This window comes from Bacillus thermotolerans, assembly GCF_000812025.2.
GTDB classification, from domain to species: domain Bacteria; phylum Bacillota; class Bacilli; order Bacillales; family Domibacillaceae; genus Quasibacillus; species Quasibacillus thermotolerans.
Genome location: NZ_JWJE02000070.1, coordinates 1 through 15,043 on the forward strand (window position 1 = coordinate 1; position 15,043 = coordinate 15,043).

Here is a 15,043-nt window from a genome sequence, read left to right on the forward strand (position 1 = left end):
CCCGCCCCGCGGAAAGCGAAGCGTCTGGAATGGAAATCAACAACCCCGTTTACGGGCAAAATAAAAAGACTGTAGACGCTCGATTTCCATCGAGTTTGTCTACAGTCTGAGACCTTTGCCAAATAGGCAAAGGTCTGGCTAACAACGTCATCGTTGCCAACAAAGCCGAGAGTTTCCTCCGAAGTGACGACCCTGTTGTTAAAGCTACTCCCCTTTAGGAGAACGTACTATCCAATTTGATAAGTTAAGTATATGTTATATTCTTTGCGCATGTCAACGTTTATTTCTTTTCATCTTTTTTAAACGGTGGATTTCTTCTCCTGCTGTGAAGCTGTCACATGCTTATTACTTCCTGCCTCCATGCCAATCATAAAGAGAAGAACAGCCCCCACCAGCAGGATGAGAAGCGGGATGGTCCAGCTGCCGGTAGCGTCATGAATAAACCCAAAAAGAATCGGGCCTACAGCGGCTAACAGGTACCCTACCGATTGGGCCATGCCCGAAAGCTCGGCCGCTTGTTCTGCGTTATGCGTGCGAAGGACAAAAAACATCGTCGCTAAACTAAAAGCTGACCCTGTAGCAATGCCTATCAATATGACAAGCAGCGGCGCTAGTGAAGTCAAGCCGCCTAAAAGGCCCAGGTACCCAACAATTAAAAAGCTCGCCGTAAGCGCCACAAGCCAGCGCTGATTGGAGCTGCGCCCCGCTAAAATAGGAACGATAAACGTAGGCAAAAGGCCGGCGAATTGTGTTAAGGACAAGAGCCACCCCGCTTCTGACTGGCTGATCCCCTGCTCATGAAGGATGGACGGAAGCCACGTAATGACCGTATAAAAGACGGTGGATTGAAGCCCCATAAACAGGGTTACTTTCCAGGCAAGATTCGAATGCCATAACGATTCCCCAATCTTCAACGTGTTTTTTGAAGGCTGGCGGCGAAAGCGAAGCTGAGGAATCCAAAGCACGATCGAAACGACGGCAAGCATGGCCCAGACAGAAAGAGCTGAACGCCAGCCAAGGCCTAGTCCCTGCGTAAGAGGAATACTAACGCCTGACGCAATGGCGGCACTCAAATTCATGGAAGCGGCGTAAACACCGGTCATCAGCCCTACTTTATAGGGGAATTCCTGCTTAATCATGCTTGGCAGAAGCACGTTGCCAATCGCAATCGCGATGCCGAGCAGCGCTGTACCGGCAAATAATAGACTGACGGATGGCACTGAACGCAGGACAATCCCGATCGAAAGTAAAAGCAGGGCGCCAAATAGAGTGTACTCCAGCCCAATGCGGCGGGAGATTTTAGGAGCAAACGGTGAAAAAAACGCAAACGCCAGCAGCGGCAAAGTGGTCAACATGCCTGTTGCCGTACTGGACATCCCTGTATCCTGGCGAATCATTTCAACAATCGGCCCGATCGACGTCAGAGGAGCCCTTAAGTTAGCAGCGGCAAAAATAATTCCAACGATCAGCACCCATTTCCCCCATCGGGTGGACACACGAGCCTGAGTAAGCTTTTCTTGTGAGATCATAAGAAGGTCCCCTTTTATTTTCTAATGAAAGGCCATATAACCCATTCTTCATACCTGCTGCCCTCGAAACAGCCATACCTTTTTCATTCCATCCATGAATCTTTTTGTCAATTTCACCACTATGGGTTATCCTTCTAAAATACAAAAAATTCAAGTTGGTTTCAATTGTTTCATATTGAAAAAAATTCCAATGACGGTATGTTGACGGACACTTGCAGCGACAAAAAACGCATGACACGAAAAAATGCCATGCGTTTTTAGTGAAGATGTGATGTATTATTTCCGCCAAAAATCCGTATAGCCTGCTTTATCCTGCATATTAAATTCAATCATTTTCTCAAGCAGTTCATAATTCACCGGCTTCTTCCACGGAATTCGAAACAAGCCTTTCGTCGCGCTGTAGCCAGCTTCAGAAATGTCGTCGGCAAAGCGGGCCATGCCTGCTTCCTCCGGTGAAACGCTCAAATGGTGCTTCGCTGTGGAAAAGCCGATGATAAATGTGCCGTGATCTGAAAACATAGGCGTATTCCATTTGATTTGCGGTTCTAGATGCGGGAATTTATCCGCTACCCAAGTCAATATCTCCTCTGTCCGCTCGCGATGGTCGGGATGATCGATACCTGTTAAATACTTTTCGAAAACTTCCATGCCTTCCTCCTTTGATAGTGTGCTAGTGCTGTTTAAATTTGAATTCTTATCCCCACTATTAAATTCAACCACCTTCTCCAGTAAACCGCAATAAATTACATACAGAACAAATAAAAAGAAACATAGAAGACATGGACATGCCCTTGCCCTCATCCGTTCACATTTTATAATCGATCTGTGAAACTTATAGATCCTTAAAAACGTATAGATAGGCAGGAAAAGGAAAGGAGGATATTGATGTATTTTCCATCTAAGAAAGATGTATGGGTCTACCCTATTCATTGGGGCTGTGTCATCGCCTGCCTTACCCCGATTTTTATAGGAAGAGAATACGGCGCACTTTTTTTTACTATGCCGCTTGCTATCCTGTTCACTTGGGGCTGGTTTGCTACCGGATACAAAATACATAACGAATGGCTAATTATTCAAAACGGACCCATAAAAAAGAAAATCCCTATTAAAGAGATCAAGAGGATTACGCCAACCAAAAGTCCGCTGGCCTCTGCTGCCCTCTCGATTGACCGACTTGAAATCATATATGGCTCTGACTTTGGGATGGCACTCGTTTCGCCAAAGGATCAGCAAGCGTTCATCTCTACGGCAAAGAGAATCAACCCCCGCATTGAGGTTGCTCAAACGATGAACCAATGAGCAAAAGGAACTCACGCCTTAACTCTCTTGAAAAAACGAGCATTTTCAACTATATTACAAACAAACAATATATTCAGATTGGGAGTATACGCATGGAAAAGAAAGTCGTATCAGCAATGGAAGTAGCAAGATTAGCTAACGTATCACAGTCAACGGTGTCACGAGTGTTCACACCAGGAGCGAGTGTATCCGAAAAAACAAGACAAAAGGTATTGAAAGTTGCTGAAGAACTGAATTATCAGCCAAATGCATTAGCAAGAGGCCTCATTACGAAGAAGACAAACTTAGTCGGCCTGGCGATGAAGGATATTCAGAACCCTTTCTACCATGAAGTGTTAGGCATATTTACAAAAAAACTAAGAGCCAAAGGGTACTCTGTGCTGTTTGTCTACACAGAAAATGAGGAAATTCAGCAGGAAGAGATCAATCACTTTCTGGAATACAATGTAGAAGCCATTATCGTCACGGATGCCCTCCTGTCTTCCAATGTGGTAAAAAAGCTTCAGAATAATAATATCCCAGTTACCTTGTTTAACCGCTACGATAAAAACCTGCAGTGCCACTCTGTCAGCTGTGACAATATCAGCGCAGCGAAGGAAATTGCGGCTTATGTGTATGAAAAAAACTACAAGGATATTGTGTTTATCACAGGGAAACTGAATACTTCTACAAGCCGGGACAGACAAAAAGGATTTACCGACTTTTTGACCTCAAAAGGGCTCAACGTCACCACCCTAGAAGGAGATTACACGTACGATAAGTCCTTCCACCTTACAAAAAATATGATCAAAAACGGCCATACACCTGAGGTGATTTTCGGGGCGAATGATATCACCGCCTTAGGGGCTTTAGACGCGTTAAAGGAAGCCGGCATTTCGGTACCGGATGAAACGGTCGTTATTGGATTTGACGATATAAAAATGTCATCATGGCCTCACTATGCCCTATCCACGTGGGTACAGCCGATTGAGCAGATGGTGGATGAAACGATTCATCTATTAGCGCTCGATTCAGACAGCAGCGGTCCTCAAACGGTGAAGCTAAAAGGCCATTTTATCCACCGCGAAACGACGAAATAGCCGGAAAAAATTTCTGTTTGACAAATGTAAACGCTTCATTTAGTATTTTAATCAAGCAATTGAATAATTGAAATTGTTAAGAATATTTTTTGCATACGTATGCAACACGGGGCTGGAAATCACTCCCCTACTCGTATGCAAAAATTATTGATTCATTTTGCATACGTATGCAAACACAACAAACAAAGGAGAGATTACATATGGCAATCTATTTAAAAGAAGGCAAAGTAGCTGAAGACATTCAGAAGGATGATGCGAAGATCTCTGAAATCGTCAGCTCCACAATTAAAAAAATTGAAGATGAAGGCGACAAAGCCATTAGAGAGCTGTCAGAGAAATTCGATAAGTGGAGCCCTGAAAGCTTCCGTTTAACAGACGAGCAAATCGAGGAAATCTGCGCTTCTATTCCCCCGCAAACGGTGGAAGACATCGAATTTGCACAAGACAATATTAGAAGATTCGCTGAAGAACAAAGAAAGTCTATGAAAGACGTGGAAGTAGAAACAATGCCTGGTGTCATTCTTGGACACAAAAACATCCCGGTAAACAGCGTAGGCTGCTACATTCCTGGCGGACGCTATCCGATGGTTGCTTCTGCGCATATGAGTGTACTGACGGCTAAAGTGGCAGGCGTGAAGAGAGTCATCGCGTGCACGCCTCCAATTAACGGAGAAATTCCAGCTGCTACTGTTTATGCGATGCACAAAGCTGGCGCTGATGAAATTTACATCCTTGGCGGAATCCAAGCAATGGCTGGAATGGCAATCGGTACAGAAACGATTGACCCTGTCGATATGATCGTTGGACCTGGTAACGCCTTTGTTGCGGAAACGAAACGTCAATTATACGGACGCGTAGGTATCGACTTATTTGCCGGCCCGACAGAAACATTGGTTGTGGCTGATGAAACAAGCGAACCAGAAATGATTGCTACTGACCTTCTTGGTCAAGGTGAACACGGCCCTACTTCTCCGGGTGCATTAATCACAACTTCTAGAGAAATCGCTGAAGAAACAGTTAAAGAGATTGAAAGACAGCTAGAAGTATTGCCTACAGCGGATGTAGCAAGAGTGTCATGGGAAGATTACGGCCAAATCATTTTGGTTGAAGACGAACAGGAAGCGTTAAAAGAAGCAGATCGATTAGCTTTCGAGCATGTGGAAATCCTGACAAAGAACCCTGATTTCTTCTTAGAAAACATGACAAACTACGGCTGCTTATTCTTAGGCCCTGAAACAAACGTCGCTTATGGAGATAAAGTTATCGGAACGAACCATACCCTTCCTACAAAAGGTGCAGCACGGTATACTGGCGGACTTTGGGTAGGTAAATTCCTGAAAACTGTGACGTACCAAAAGATTACTTCACCGGAGCAAAGCGCTTATATCGGTGAATATGCAGCAAGACTTTGCCAGCTGGAGAATTTTGCAGGTCATGCGGAACAGGCCCTTCTCCGTGTTCGCAAATATGGAAATAACAAATAAAGGATCGATGATTCTTTCCTCTTATTCAATAACAAGGTAGGTGGCTTATATGATAAGCATGCTAGGGTTAATCGGCGGCTTGATTCTGTTAACCGTTCTCGTCATGAGAGGCATGAATCTACTGATTGTTGCTCCACTTTCAGCACTGTTTGTTGCAGTGCTGAATGGAGTCCCAATCTTCCCTCAGTTTGCCGCTGAAGGAGAAGTAGACTTCATTACCGGTTATATGGACGGGTTTGCCGGATTCATTACATCCTGGTACTTAATGTTCTTAGCAGGTGCAATATTTGGTAAGGTTATGGAAGACAGCGGCGCGGCTGAAAGTGTCTCTCATTGGATTGTTTCAAAAATCGGCATGAGAAATGCGGTGCTTGCTATTGTTCTTGCCTGTGCCGTTTTAACATATGGCGGTGTTAGTTTATTTGTTGTCGCTTTTGCGGTGTATCCGATGGCCGTCAGCTTGTTTAAGGAAGCGAATTTGCCTAGACGGTTTATCCCTGCAGCGTTAGCTTTTGGTTCTACCACATTTACAATGACTTCTGCCGGATCACCTGAAATCCAAAACTGGATTCCGATCCCCTATTTAGGAACAAGCCCTTATGCAGGCTGGGAGGTCAGCATAATTACAGCTGTCTTTATGCTGATATTCGGCTACTGGTGGCTGATGAAAATGATTCGAAAAGCCGTTCAGAAGGGTGAACATTTTATTGAAAGAGAAACCGACAATACGGAAGTAAGAACACATTTACCTCATCCGTTTCTCAGCACGATTCCTTTATTGGTTGTTCTGATTGTCTCCTTCATTTTCCACGATTCGTTAGCTCAATCAGCCTTAATTCTTGCCCTAACCAGCGGCATCCTGGCAACCTGGCTGCTAAACAAAAAGTACTTTCGGGATTTTTGGGATGCAGTTGGCGAAGGAACAATTGGGGCATTGACTGCGATTGGGAATACGGCCGCTGTCGTTGGTTTTGGAGGCGTTGCCAAAATAACGCCTGCCTTTCATACGGCGGTTGACTTTATGACAAGCATTCCTGGAGATCCGTTAATTGGAGGCGCTTTAGCCGTCATGGTCATCGCTGGATTAACCGGCTCCTCATCCGGAGGCCAGTCCATTGCCTTGCCGATCTTAGGCCCTCACTACTTAGACATGGGCGTGAATGCGGAAGCTCTTCATAGAACCGTCTCTATGTCCTCTGGTACACTGGATTCATTGCCTCATGGAGGATATGCCGTAACGACGATCCGCTCCATTGCGGGTGAAACCCACAAGGATGCGTACCCTGCATTCGGTGCCATGACGGTCGTTGTGCCGATTGTCACAGTGGTGCTTGCGGTGATCCTGTTCTCACTAGGTATAGGAATTTAAAACTTAACGGAAAAGAAAGCGCTTGCTTTCTCTAATTAAATATTTAGCCGTGTGTACTTGTTACACGCGGCTTTTTTTATTCTGTTACCGCCGTGTCCCCCTCTTCCCTCCCGGCTGCCATGATAGCTTTCTAATTCAACACGCTCAGCTTTTTCAAATACGTATAATACCCGTATACCAATATATAAGGGAATAAATAGGACAAATAGGTGTAGACCACGTTCCAGCCATTGTCATAGACCACTCTTCCATTCATGACGAATACGATTTCCAAACACGTTACAACTAAGGCCATTAGAGGAATCAATACATAAGGACGACCATGCTTTTTGATAAAATAAATGAGATAAATCGGGATAATAGGAAAAATACCCAAGTCAAACGGCAAGGTGGATACCGTATTCGGCTCCACAAAAGGAGCGACCGTCCAGAATCCATAATAAATCGCCAGGCCATTTACAGTAAAACCGATCACGCTTGAGAACGTGCCAATGAGAAGAACCAAAGCTTTGTCTTTTCTATAAAGATGAAGAAGCACCACGATCCATGGGATGACTAAGCCGACGACAATGTTAAAAAGCATCCGTATCCCTCTCTTATATGTTTTTCTTCCGTTATTAGTATAAACATATACCCCACCAATTAACAGTAAATATTACCAATTGATGAAATAATCAGCAAAAAGAGCGCCAGCACGAGGAGGTATTCTCCTCGTGCCAGCGCCCTTATATGAGTTTTGTGTACACCACCACACGCTGTGCTCATATATTCAAAGACTATCGTCTTATTGCTTACTGTCAAAAATCTTTCCTAAAAAGAAGCCATCTACTTCGTTTAGCTTCCCTCTCCAAAGAATATCTCCCTTTGAAGGCGTTGGCTTGCTGTCGCCGCAATACACCTTCGTTTCTTTCATGTGAATGAAGGACGCTTCCGAACGGTCATCCGACTCGGCGGCTTGACCCGCTTGTTCAAGCTGCTCGCTTAACGCTTGGGCTACCTCATCCCCGTCCTCAAACATGCCACTCAGTTCAGTGAAATATTCCTTCGCGGATATCAAGGTGCCTGTAATGACCGCTCCATTCACATTTAAGGTGATATCGAGGGAGAAATCATGCTGATTGGCTGCTTGCACCAACAGCTCAAGAAGCCCGTCTTTCGCGGTATCCGTACTGATGCTCATCTTTATCTCTCCTTCTTCGACCCATTTGCAAGCAGGTAGGTATCGGCGTTCTCATCAGAGAGCACATTGTAGGCCTCCTTGATCTTTTCCGAAGAAACAGACGCTTCTTTTTCAGAGGAATTGTTTTTTTTCGATTCATCAGCCGCACCGTTCTTCTCTTTTTGCTGCTTCTTCTCTTGCTCGTTCTCCTCTGACTTGTTCTTCTCCTCTGCTTTCTTTTCCTCGTCCTCTTGCTTGTTCTCTTCCGTTTTCTCCTTGCTGTCTGCTTGCTTTTCTTCTTGCTTATTTTGTGAGTCTTTTTCATCTTTTTTCGCATTGGATGATTGCTGAGAAGAATTGCCTTCTTGAAGCAGCTTCGTCAGCAGACCCTCTATTTTGCCTAAACGCTGCTGCAGGTGTTCGTTTTCTTCCTTCAATGACTCGTAGTCACTGTTGTTTTTGGTTTCCTTTGCTTCTTCCTGCTTTTCGTTCTTGCTTGTCTTTTCCTCTTGGTCTTCTTGTTTGTCTTTCTCGTTCAATGAATCTTGCTTTACATAGGAGGCCGATTCCTCGTTGTCCTCGTTTTCCGCTGAAGGCTGGGCCTCCTTCTTATTCTCGCTATCCTGCTCCGCTTGCTGCTGGCTGGATGCTGATTCGTTCGATGGTTCCGATTTATCATTATCGGAAGCCGTCTCTTTTCTTTGCCCCAGCCGTTCATCGATGATCTTCGTCAGCATCTGCTCTAACCGGTCGTTCAGCAGCTGGTCTTCCGTCTTAGATGAATCATTGCCCTCTTCTGCGGAATGATTATTCAAATCTGTTTTCAGGCTTGTTTCGTTTTCATCGGTCTCGCCCTGTTCATTGGAGTACCCTTTCTCTGGCACACTCTCCTGCTTGCTGAACAGCTGGCCGACCGACCCCTTCACAGAGCCTGCTGCTTTCTTCGTCTTGTCTTTGACAGTCTGGCCTAAGCCGGTGCCTGCATCCTTTAGCTTGCCTGGCTGCATGCTGCCTACAAGCTTCTTTCCGTTTTCAGGATCCGCCAAATAGCCGACGGCTGCCCCGATCAGTCCTCCAGCGATGGAGCGTCTAAGGGGACTGCCTGTAGATTCACTTTTCGTCTCTTGTGATTGCTGTTCTTCTGTCTTCGTTTTTTCCATTAGAAAGACCTCCTTTATTGATTCGTTTCAGGTGCTTGCAACCGGTTGGCTTCCATGCTTTTTTCTAAAGCTTCCAGCCGTTCCTGCAGCCTTTGATTTTCTTCTTCCAGTGCCTTCGTATTATTATCTGACGCTTTAGACGTTAAATACGGATCTGTTTCCCACCAGTCCATGCCGATTTCCTTCGCCTTATCGACAGAGGCGACAATCAGGCGTATCTTGATGGTCAACAGCTCGACATCGGCGATGCCAACCGTAATGTCTCCTGCGATCACGACACCTTTATCTAATACTTTCTCCAGTACGTCTACAATCGTGCTGGACTGTGCCGAGTGCTCGACTGCCATGGTTTGTTCCCCCTTGGTGCTTGTATTAAAGCAGACTTCCTAAAGGCCCAAGATCAATGTTTAAATCGTCATCATCCAGGCCAAAGATTTCTTTTAATTCTTCCATTTTCTCTTCCAGATTCATTAAAGCTTCACCTAAGTTTTCGATTTGCTCGTCCGTGAGTGTTCCGCCTTCCACACGCCGAATGGCATGCCTCTCGACGATTTGCCTTAAAAGCTCGATCACGGTTAAGACCAATTGCGCTAACCCGTGCTCTGCATTATCAGGATCCAGGTGAATCTTACCATTTGCTTGGCTGGCCGGTTGCATGGATCAGCCCCTCCCTCTCTTTATCGAATTGTTCTGAGGATACTTCTTTATGATTTCCTTGCTGAGCTTGGACAAGGGATTCGACCGAAGCAATAAGCAGCCTCAAATCTAAATAAACAAGGTCCACTCCTGCAATGGAGATCACTAAATCTGCCTTGAGCGCTACTCCTTTATCAAGGATGACATCTAAAATATCAATTAAGCCAACTTCCTTGTTTTCTATCGTTTCTCTTACTGATGACATAGCTTGATCCTCACTTATGCGAAGCTAGAAAAATGGTAAGCCGGCCATGGACCGGACGCCTCAAATTTCCAGCCGGCTTCCTCCATTTTTGCTTCGTATTGCTGGACTTGTTCCAGAAAGCTTTCTACGTCGGATTTCTTAATGAGATAGACGCTGTTCCAGGTCATTTCTTCTTTTCTTCCTGTGACCTCCGAGCTCCACGTTCTTTTCACATGTCCCTTCAATGCAAACTCGGTCAGGTGCGCATGGATGTCTTCGCTTACCCGGTTCTTCTCTTTTTCCAATTCAGAGTCGACGAGCTTATCCAGCTTTTTCTTTTCAAAAAACTGCTTGCCTCTTGGCAATTCGCTGATTTCTTTTCTTTTCTCCTCAATCGCCGGATTGTTCTGGCTGACTTGTTCTTTCAGCTGCTTGTCATCGCAGTAAATTTTCAAATTCCATTCTTCCTTCCCGGCTATTGCTTCAAACGCTTCGGTCATCTTGGATTCATTCGATTGCACTGTATCTTTTAAGCTTTCTTCGCTTTTATATAGCGTGCAAAATTTTAATGGAATTACTGTAAAGATCTTCGCCAGCTGCATCACGGTTTCATGATGGTGAAAGGCCTTCTCCTGAAGCCATTCCATATCATTATTGATCCGCTCTTTAATCTGGTCTTCTGAGTACTTGTCCGCATCCAGGCGGCAAACCACCGCCGTGATGCTGCCTATTTCCATCGTATACAGCTCGCCGCTCCCCTCAAAATCTTTCAAAGAGGGAAGCGGTTGGCTCGCTATTTCCTTTGTCGGGATTAACCCGTACAAATAAATTAGATGATCCATCCTCAAACTCCCCCATTTCTATTTCTTCTTGGTCATCTCTTCCCATTGTTCCATTTCCATTCGTTTCGCTACTTCGTATCTCATCAGCAGCTCTTCTTCCTGTGCTTTATACGCTTCTTCAGGAATTTCCTCGAGCTCATACATCATTTGCAGCTGAATCAGCTTTTGCTGAATGGTTGGAAGGTCGTACAGCTCTTTATCAGCTTCCTCTTTCACCTTTTCTCCGATCTTGATGACGAGATTGATAGGTGCAGAAACTAATTTATGAAGCATTAGGCATCCTCAACTTTTAACCGGATATTGATAAAGTTATAGACTGGCCAAGGGCCGCTGTAGCTGAACTCGACTTTATCCTCCCACTTGTCATGCAGCTCGTTTACTTTTCGATCGAATTCTTCTTCCTTGTCCCGGTCGATTAAGAAAGCCGCATTCAACAGCATTTTCTCTCCCAGCGGATCATTGATCTTTGAGGCATGGGCTTCCTCTTTAAGAGGGGTAAACAATTCCTCTTGGATCTCTTTCTGCAGGGACGTGACGAGCTGCTGGGCCACGCCGCCTAATTGAATTCTTTCATAATAGCTGGCCGCTTCGGATTTGCCTTGCACGGCTTTTGCCATTTCTCCTGCTTTCGCATTTTCGCCGATTCGTGAAGCAAGCCATTCCTTCTTGCCCACCACTTTCAGGCCGAGCTCAATCTTTCCTTTGATTTCCGGAAACAGCTTTTCAAACTGTGGATACAGATTTTCCAGTAACACTTTGACGTCCTCTTTGGAATGAAACACGTTTCCGAAGCTGATCGGAATCACGGTTGAATTCTTCTTCATGATGAGAGAAATCACGCTTTGGTGCATCATTAAATTGTCCTTGTTCGGATGATAAATCTTCATCGGCACCTCAGCCGCTACAATCGCTGCATCCTTATAATGGATGGTGAAGAGTTCTTTTTCCTCTCCCTCGACTTCGACGTGACCTAACTGCTCATCCGCTTCTGTGTCTGTCTGGATTCCACAAAAAATATAAATACCTGTTTGTTGTTCCTCACTCATCGTCCAACTCTCCTTTTTTATTCCTCCGCCACCTTCATCTGCTGGCATGCTTGTTTGATTAATTCCTCTGCCGCTTGAATCGGGTGGTCGTCCTCAATACAGCGGCTCACTTGATGACCTAATATATCGATACATAAACGCTGGAAGTCATCATCCGTTCCGTCCACTGGAATGCCTGCTTCACTCACCATTTTGGCAATCATAAAGGAGGCTCTCAGGCTCGGACCGCTGTCCTCCTTGCACGCCTTGCGCAGGTCAGCGACGAGCGTCGTGATCGCTTTCGCCTGATTCTTTTCAATGTCCAGCTTTTCTGAAAGGATTTCTGCCTCTTGATCGCTGCTCTTATAATCAACAAATATCGTAATCAGCCGGTCTAACAGGGCATCCTGTGTTTGATAGACACCTGCGTATTCGTCCGGATTGCTCGTGAAAATCACCGCAAACTCAGGATGGACACGAACAAAAGGGTCCGTCATCTTCGTGCCGTATAACGGAAGAATGCCCTCTTCCAAAATAGACAGGAAAATGTTGTTCGTCGCCGGCTTGGAGCGGGTGAATTCATCGTACACAAGCGTGTATCCGTTCTTAACGGCCTCTAGCAGCCGCCCATCCCGCCATATTTCTGACACGCTTTCATCCTTTTTGTACACAGAGCGTACATAATTGTCGACAACCTTTTTGCTTGTGTATCCCGTAAAATCACCGATCAAATCTTTATTATTCAGCTCATGGTTGCCGTGTATCAGCATGACAGGCCTTTTTCTTTTCTTCGCCAGCGTTAAAGCTAAAGACGTTTTCCCCGCTCCGGACGGACCCGTAAAGTGAATAGGATAGCCGGCTTTTAAATATTGCAGCGAGCGGGAAAGCAAGGCTTCTGTCTCTGCATCCTGCACGATCGCTCTTGAGTTTTTCTTATTGATCTTCTTGTTTAAGACAGTCACGCTTTCTCCTCCTGCTCCCGCATCCTACAGCTCTTGATCAATCGCACTTCTATACCGGACGCCTCTTCTTCTATAGGAAGTCACTTCCTTGTTTTCGTTTAATCCCACATCATATACACCGAGCATTTCATCTTTGGCGTACTTCTTCATATATTCTTTTTCTTCGATCACTTCGACGGTCAGCTTCCAGCCGTTATCTCCGTTTTCTTCGACGGAGGTGATTTTATGAACGGGAGCGACGTAGTCGTTAAAGAAGTCTGTCACATTTTCAAGAATTTGTTTAATTTCCATAACTGCCTCCTGCTAAATCGTCCGTACCATTTCATGATGATTAAATACTAAACCGCGCATTCCCCTCATTCTGGTGAGCAGGAAGCCGGTCTTGTTCCTCTGCTTCGTCGCTAAGCAGCCCGACGGCTTCTGCATATCGCAGCCACGTATCTACGCTGGCGATGACGACTCGAGCTTCCACCGTTAAAATTTCAATCCCAACGACTGAGACTCTTACGAATGCGTCAATGACAATCCCTTTATCTAAAATGCGGTCGATTACCTCTGCTAAACTTGAACTATCTATACTTTTTTGAACAGCCATGTCTATCTTCTCCTTTCATGCTGTTGATTAAGATCCTATCGTCTTAATATCCTTTGAAGATTTAATATGCTGGGCGCCCTTGATGTCCGTCACACTTTTTACGCTGCTGATGCTTTTTAAATCCCGGGCGCTTTTTATTTTCCGGTCATCGTCGTCTTTATGGTTTCTGGAGAGGTTCCTTTGCAGCTTTCCGCCCGCTTCCACCGCCTGTCCGAGCTTTTCCTTCGCTGAGAGCAGCACGTCCTGTGTCTTTTCCTTTGCCTTGCTTGCTTTCTCCTGGACTTTTTGGGCGGCGTCATCTGTGGCGTGATCCAGCTTGTCGTGAAGCTCTTTTCCTTTATTCTGCACGCTCTCCACCATTTTCTCCTTGGCTGTATCTACCGCTGCTTCTTTCACTTTTTCCTTTATCGGCTCGGGTGTGTGCTCTACAGCACTTTCCACTACTTTGCCAACCGCTTTCTTTATGCCTTTATCCATCTACTCTCCTCTCCATTCCTAGAAAAAAGACGGGCTATGATTGATCTTTATTACTCGCTAGATCGCTCAGCATTTGTTCAATTCTTTCAAGCCGCTCATTTAAGTTTTTATTTTCTTCCTTGATCTCTTCATATTTCGATGCTTGACTTTCGTCCACTAGGTATGGCGGCTCTACCGTTTCCCCATTCACCTTTTTAGGAGTGAGCAGCCCTTCGTCCAGCTTGCTGATATAGCTGTCCGTCAGCTGTCTAATGCCCGCTTGCGCCTGCTTGGACAGAAGCTGCTGGGCCGTTTCCCTAAATTCCTGGCTGGCCGTCTTCACAAATTCCGATTCACGTAAATGCTTCATCGCGTTCCTGCTTGCCTCTGGACTCGCCAGCAGGCCGATCCCGGCTCCTACCACCCCGCCGATAATCGCTAAGTTCATAGAATAGGGCTGGCTCGTCTTGGCGCCTTCTTGCTGTTCACCTGCTGTCTCGTTCATTTCGTTTTTGCTTTGTTCGTTTTTGCTTTGTTCATTCTTGTCGTTGACTTCTTCCGTCTTTTCCTTCATCTCTTTCGCACTCATGTGTGAACCTCACCCTTCTGTTCATTCGTTTATTCTTTACATGCCTAATGGCGACAGTTGATTTCCTTTTGTACGGCCCGAACGTTCCTCTTGGCCTTCATCGCTGAGCAGTCCTACAGCCTCCGCATACCGGAGCCATGTATCCACACTCGCAATGACGACTCTGGCTTCTACTGTAAGAATTTCGATCCCTACAAGCGACACTCTGACAAAGGCGTCAATGACGATTCCTTTATCAAGAATCCGGTCAATCACTTCTGCCAGACTGGAACTATCAGTGCTTTTTTGAATACTCATCTTCTTTTAGTCTCCTCTCCGTTCTCCACAGGGAGATACCGAAGCTTTTTTGACTTTAGTTTGTATATACCTGCCTAAACCCTCTTGAAACATGGATATAGTATTAATTTTTTCCATTTTGAACATCTACTTACATTAATTGTATAAATAGAAAACATTTAAAGAGAGAACGGCCTGTTTTTCTCCTTTTTTCAACCAGCATCATCCAGTTAAGAGATTTATTTTTAAAAATCGAGTAGAGGGAAAATAAGTTGATTATTTTCGCCCCTCTCACACCACCGTACGTACGGTTCCGTATACGGCGGTTCAATTTATATT

At 45.3% G+C, this 15,043-nt stretch carries 22 protein-coding genes; 4 read left to right on the forward strand and 18 right to left on the reverse strand.

The annotated features are described in order from the left end of the window. Positions 1–299: 299 nt before the first annotated feature. Both QY97_RS17490 and QY97_RS17495 read right to left on the reverse strand, forming a co-directional pair. Complete coding sequence (locus tag QY97_RS17490) at positions 300–1,529, reverse strand: CynX/NimT family MFS transporter (protein ID WP_039231039.1); 1,230 nt, start codon at positions 1,527–1,529, stop codon at positions 300–302. Between the two features lie 276 nt (positions 1,530–1,805). After that, a complete protein-coding gene (locus QY97_RS17495) occupies positions 1,806–2,177 on the reverse strand; it encodes an iron chaperone (protein ID WP_039231041.1) in 372 nt (123 codons plus the stop codon). A 237-nt stretch (positions 2,178–2,414) separates the two neighbouring features. On the opposite strand from QY97_RS17495, the gene QY97_RS17500 reads away from it, so the two are divergent. The 4 genes from QY97_RS17500 to QY97_RS17515 all read left to right on the forward strand — a co-directional run bounded on the left by QY97_RS17500 (position 2,415) and on the right by QY97_RS17515 (position 6,760). Beyond that, a complete protein-coding gene (locus tag QY97_RS17500; protein ID WP_039231042.1) occupies positions 2,415–2,828 on the forward strand; it encodes a PH domain-containing protein in 414 nt (137 codons plus the stop codon). Between the two features lie 92 nt (positions 2,829–2,920). Next, positions 2,921–3,907 carry a LacI family DNA-binding transcriptional regulator gene (locus tag QY97_RS17505; protein WP_039231045.1) on the forward strand — a complete coding sequence of 329 codons (987 nt, stop codon included), beginning with the start codon at positions 2,921–2,923 and terminating at the stop codon, positions 3,905–3,907. Between the two features lie 200 nt (positions 3,908–4,107). Next, positions 4,108–5,391: a histidinol dehydrogenase gene (gene hisD / locus QY97_RS17510; RefSeq protein ID WP_039231047.1), complete on the forward strand. Its 1,284-nt coding sequence runs from the start codon at positions 4,108–4,110 to the stop codon at positions 5,389–5,391. A 49-nt stretch (positions 5,392–5,440) separates the two neighbouring features. Continuing rightward, positions 5,441–6,760: a GntP family permease gene (locus QY97_RS17515; RefSeq protein ID WP_039231049.1), complete on the forward strand. Its 1,320-nt coding sequence runs from the start codon at positions 5,441–5,443 to the stop codon at positions 6,758–6,760. Between the two features lie 130 nt (positions 6,761–6,890). Here QY97_RS17515 and QY97_RS17520 read toward each other — a convergent pair whose 3' ends face one another. The 16 genes from QY97_RS17520 to QY97_RS20895 all read right to left on the reverse strand — a co-directional run. After that, positions 6,891–7,343, reverse strand: a complete 453-nt coding sequence (locus QY97_RS17520; RefSeq protein ID WP_039231051.1) for a CBO0543 family protein — start codon at positions 7,341–7,343, stop codon at positions 6,891–6,893. Positions 7,344–7,544: 201 nt separating this feature from the next. Further along, positions 7,545–7,940 (reverse strand): gas vesicle accessory protein GvpU, encoded by a 396-nt coding sequence (gene gvpU, locus QY97_RS17525; RefSeq protein ID WP_039231053.1) that lies wholly within the window; start codon positions 7,938–7,940, stop codon positions 7,545–7,547. A gap of 2 nt (positions 7,941–7,942) precedes the next feature. Continuing rightward, positions 7,943–9,079 carry a YtxH domain-containing protein gene (gene gvpT / locus QY97_RS17530; RefSeq protein ID WP_039231055.1) on the reverse strand — a complete coding sequence of 379 codons (1,137 nt, stop codon included), beginning with the start codon at positions 9,077–9,079 and terminating at the stop codon, positions 7,943–7,945. Between the two features lie 14 nt (positions 9,080–9,093). After that, entirely contained in the window at positions 9,094–9,426 is a 333-nt protein-coding gene (gene gvpJ, locus QY97_RS17535; protein ID WP_039231057.1) for a gas vesicle protein, read from the reverse strand. Between the two features lie 25 nt (positions 9,427–9,451). Further along, positions 9,452–9,736: a gas vesicle protein K gene (locus QY97_RS17540; protein ID WP_039231059.1), complete on the reverse strand. Its 285-nt coding sequence runs from the start codon at positions 9,734–9,736 to the stop codon at positions 9,452–9,454. Further along, the gene (locus tag QY97_RS17545; protein WP_039231061.1) at positions 9,708–9,980 is read right to left on the reverse strand and encodes a gas vesicle protein; all 273 of its coding nucleotides are present in this window, start codon (positions 9,978–9,980) and stop codon (positions 9,708–9,710) included. Before QY97_RS17545 ends, QY97_RS17540 begins: the two co-directional genes overlap by 29 nt. A gap of 14 nt (positions 9,981–9,994) precedes the next feature. Further along, positions 9,995–10,801 (reverse strand): GvpL/GvpF family gas vesicle protein, encoded by an 807-nt coding sequence (locus tag QY97_RS17550; RefSeq protein ID WP_039231063.1) that lies wholly within the window; start codon positions 10,799–10,801, stop codon positions 9,995–9,997. 18 nt (positions 10,802–10,819) lie between these two features. Further along, entirely contained in the window at positions 10,820–11,074 is a 255-nt protein-coding gene (locus QY97_RS17555) for a gas vesicle protein GvpG (RefSeq protein WP_039231065.1), read from the reverse strand. Next, the gene (locus QY97_RS17560) at positions 11,074–11,847 is read right to left on the reverse strand and encodes a GvpL/GvpF family gas vesicle protein (RefSeq protein ID WP_039231067.1); all 774 of its coding nucleotides are present in this window, start codon (positions 11,845–11,847) and stop codon (positions 11,074–11,076) included. The genes QY97_RS17555 and QY97_RS17560 overlap by 1 nt, the downstream gene beginning before the upstream one ends. A gap of 17 nt (positions 11,848–11,864) precedes the next feature. Next, complete coding sequence (gene gvpN, locus QY97_RS17565; RefSeq protein ID WP_039231069.1) at positions 11,865–12,788, reverse strand: gas vesicle protein GvpN; 924 nt, start codon at positions 12,786–12,788, stop codon at positions 11,865–11,867. A 24-nt stretch (positions 12,789–12,812) separates the two neighbouring features. Next, positions 12,813–13,079, reverse strand: a complete 267-nt coding sequence (gene gvpO / locus QY97_RS17570; protein WP_039231072.1) for a gas vesicle protein GvpO — start codon at positions 13,077–13,079, stop codon at positions 12,813–12,815. A gap of 40 nt (positions 13,080–13,119) precedes the next feature. Continuing rightward, on the reverse strand, positions 13,120–13,383 hold the full coding sequence (gene gvpJ, locus QY97_RS17575; protein ID WP_039231074.1) for a gas vesicle protein GvpJ: 264 nt from the start codon (positions 13,381–13,383) through the stop codon (positions 13,120–13,122). Positions 13,384–13,410: 27 nt separating this feature from the next. Next, positions 13,411–13,860, reverse strand: coding sequence for a gas vesicle protein GvpQ (gene gvpQ, locus QY97_RS17580; protein WP_039231076.1), 450 nt, complete (start codon positions 13,858–13,860; stop codon positions 13,411–13,413). Between the two features lie 34 nt (positions 13,861–13,894). Further along, positions 13,895–14,428 (reverse strand): hypothetical protein, encoded by a 534-nt coding sequence (locus QY97_RS17585; protein ID WP_052729014.1) that lies wholly within the window; start codon positions 14,426–14,428, stop codon positions 13,895–13,897. Positions 14,429–14,464: 36 nt separating this feature from the next. After that, on the reverse strand, positions 14,465–14,725 hold the full coding sequence (gene gvpA, locus QY97_RS17590) for a gas vesicle structural protein GvpA (RefSeq protein ID WP_039231078.1): 261 nt from the start codon (positions 14,723–14,725) through the stop codon (positions 14,465–14,467). Between the two features lie 130 nt (positions 14,726–14,855). Next, the coding region (locus tag QY97_RS20895) for a hypothetical protein (protein ID WP_232506375.1) at positions 14,856–15,043 on the reverse strand (188 nt) is incomplete at its 5' end.

Excerpts from the sequence above, each read along its gene's own strand:
- QY97_RS17505 (WP_039231045.1), top strand. The coding sequence starts at position 2,921 with ATGGAAAAGAAAGTCGTATCAGCAATGGAAGTAGCAAGATTAGCTAAC.
- QY97_RS17550 (WP_039231063.1), bottom strand. The coding sequence starts at position 10,801 with ATGGATCATCTAATTTATTTGTACGGGTTAATCCCGACAAAGGAAATA.
- QY97_RS17500 (WP_039231042.1), top strand. The coding sequence starts at position 2,415 with ATGTATTTTCCATCTAAGAAAGATGTATGGGTCTACCCTATTCATTGG.
- QY97_RS17520 (WP_039231051.1), bottom strand. The coding sequence starts at position 7,343 with ATGCTTTTTAACATTGTCGTCGGCTTAGTCATCCCATGGATCGTGGTG.
- gvpA (WP_039231078.1), bottom strand. The coding sequence starts at position 14,725 with ATGAGTATTCAAAAAAGCACTGATAGTTCCAGTCTGGCAGAAGTGATT.
- QY97_RS17560 (WP_039231067.1), bottom strand. The coding sequence starts at position 11,847 with ATGAGTGAGGAACAACAAACAGGTATTTATATTTTTTGTGGAATCCAG.
- gvpJ (WP_039231057.1), bottom strand. The coding sequence starts at position 9,426 with ATGGCAGTCGAGCACTCGGCACAGTCCAGCACGATTGTAGACGTACTG.
- gvpU (WP_039231053.1), bottom strand. The coding sequence starts at position 7,940 with ATGAGCATCAGTACGGATACCGCGAAAGACGGGCTTCTTGAGCTGTTG.
- QY97_RS17515 (WP_039231049.1), top strand. The coding sequence starts at position 5,441 with ATGATAAGCATGCTAGGGTTAATCGGCGGCTTGATTCTGTTAACCGTT.
- QY97_RS17495 (WP_039231041.1), bottom strand. The coding sequence starts at position 2,177 with ATGGAAGTTTTCGAAAAGTATTTAACAGGTATCGATCATCCCGACCAT.
- QY97_RS17585 (WP_052729014.1), bottom strand. The coding sequence starts at position 14,428 with ATGAGTGCGAAAGAGATGAAGGAAAAGACGGAAGAAGTCAACGACAAG.
- QY97_RS17555 (WP_039231065.1), bottom strand. The coding sequence starts at position 11,074 with ATGCTTCATAAATTAGTTTCTGCACCTATCAATCTCGTCATCAAGATC.
- gvpO (WP_039231072.1), bottom strand. The coding sequence starts at position 13,079 with ATGGAAATTAAACAAATTCTTGAAAATGTGACAGACTTCTTTAACGAC.
- gvpQ (WP_039231076.1), bottom strand. The coding sequence starts at position 13,860 with ATGGATAAAGGCATAAAGAAAGCGGTTGGCAAAGTAGTGGAAAGTGCT.
- QY97_RS17545 (WP_039231061.1), bottom strand. The coding sequence starts at position 9,980 with ATGTCATCAGTAAGAGAAACGATAGAAAACAAGGAAGTTGGCTTAATT.
- gvpJ (WP_039231074.1), bottom strand. The coding sequence starts at position 13,383 with ATGGCTGTTCAAAAAAGTATAGATAGTTCAAGTTTAGCAGAGGTAATC.
- gvpT (WP_039231055.1), bottom strand. The coding sequence starts at position 9,079 with ATGGAAAAAACGAAGACAGAAGAACAGCAATCACAAGAGACGAAAAGT.
- QY97_RS17540 (WP_039231059.1), bottom strand. The coding sequence starts at position 9,736 with ATGCAACCGGCCAGCCAAGCAAATGGTAAGATTCACCTGGATCCTGAT.
- QY97_RS17490 (WP_039231039.1), bottom strand. The coding sequence starts at position 1,529 with ATGATCTCACAAGAAAAGCTTACTCAGGCTCGTGTGTCCACCCGATGG.
- hisD (WP_039231047.1), top strand. The coding sequence starts at position 4,108 with ATGGCAATCTATTTAAAAGAAGGCAAAGTAGCTGAAGACATTCAGAAG.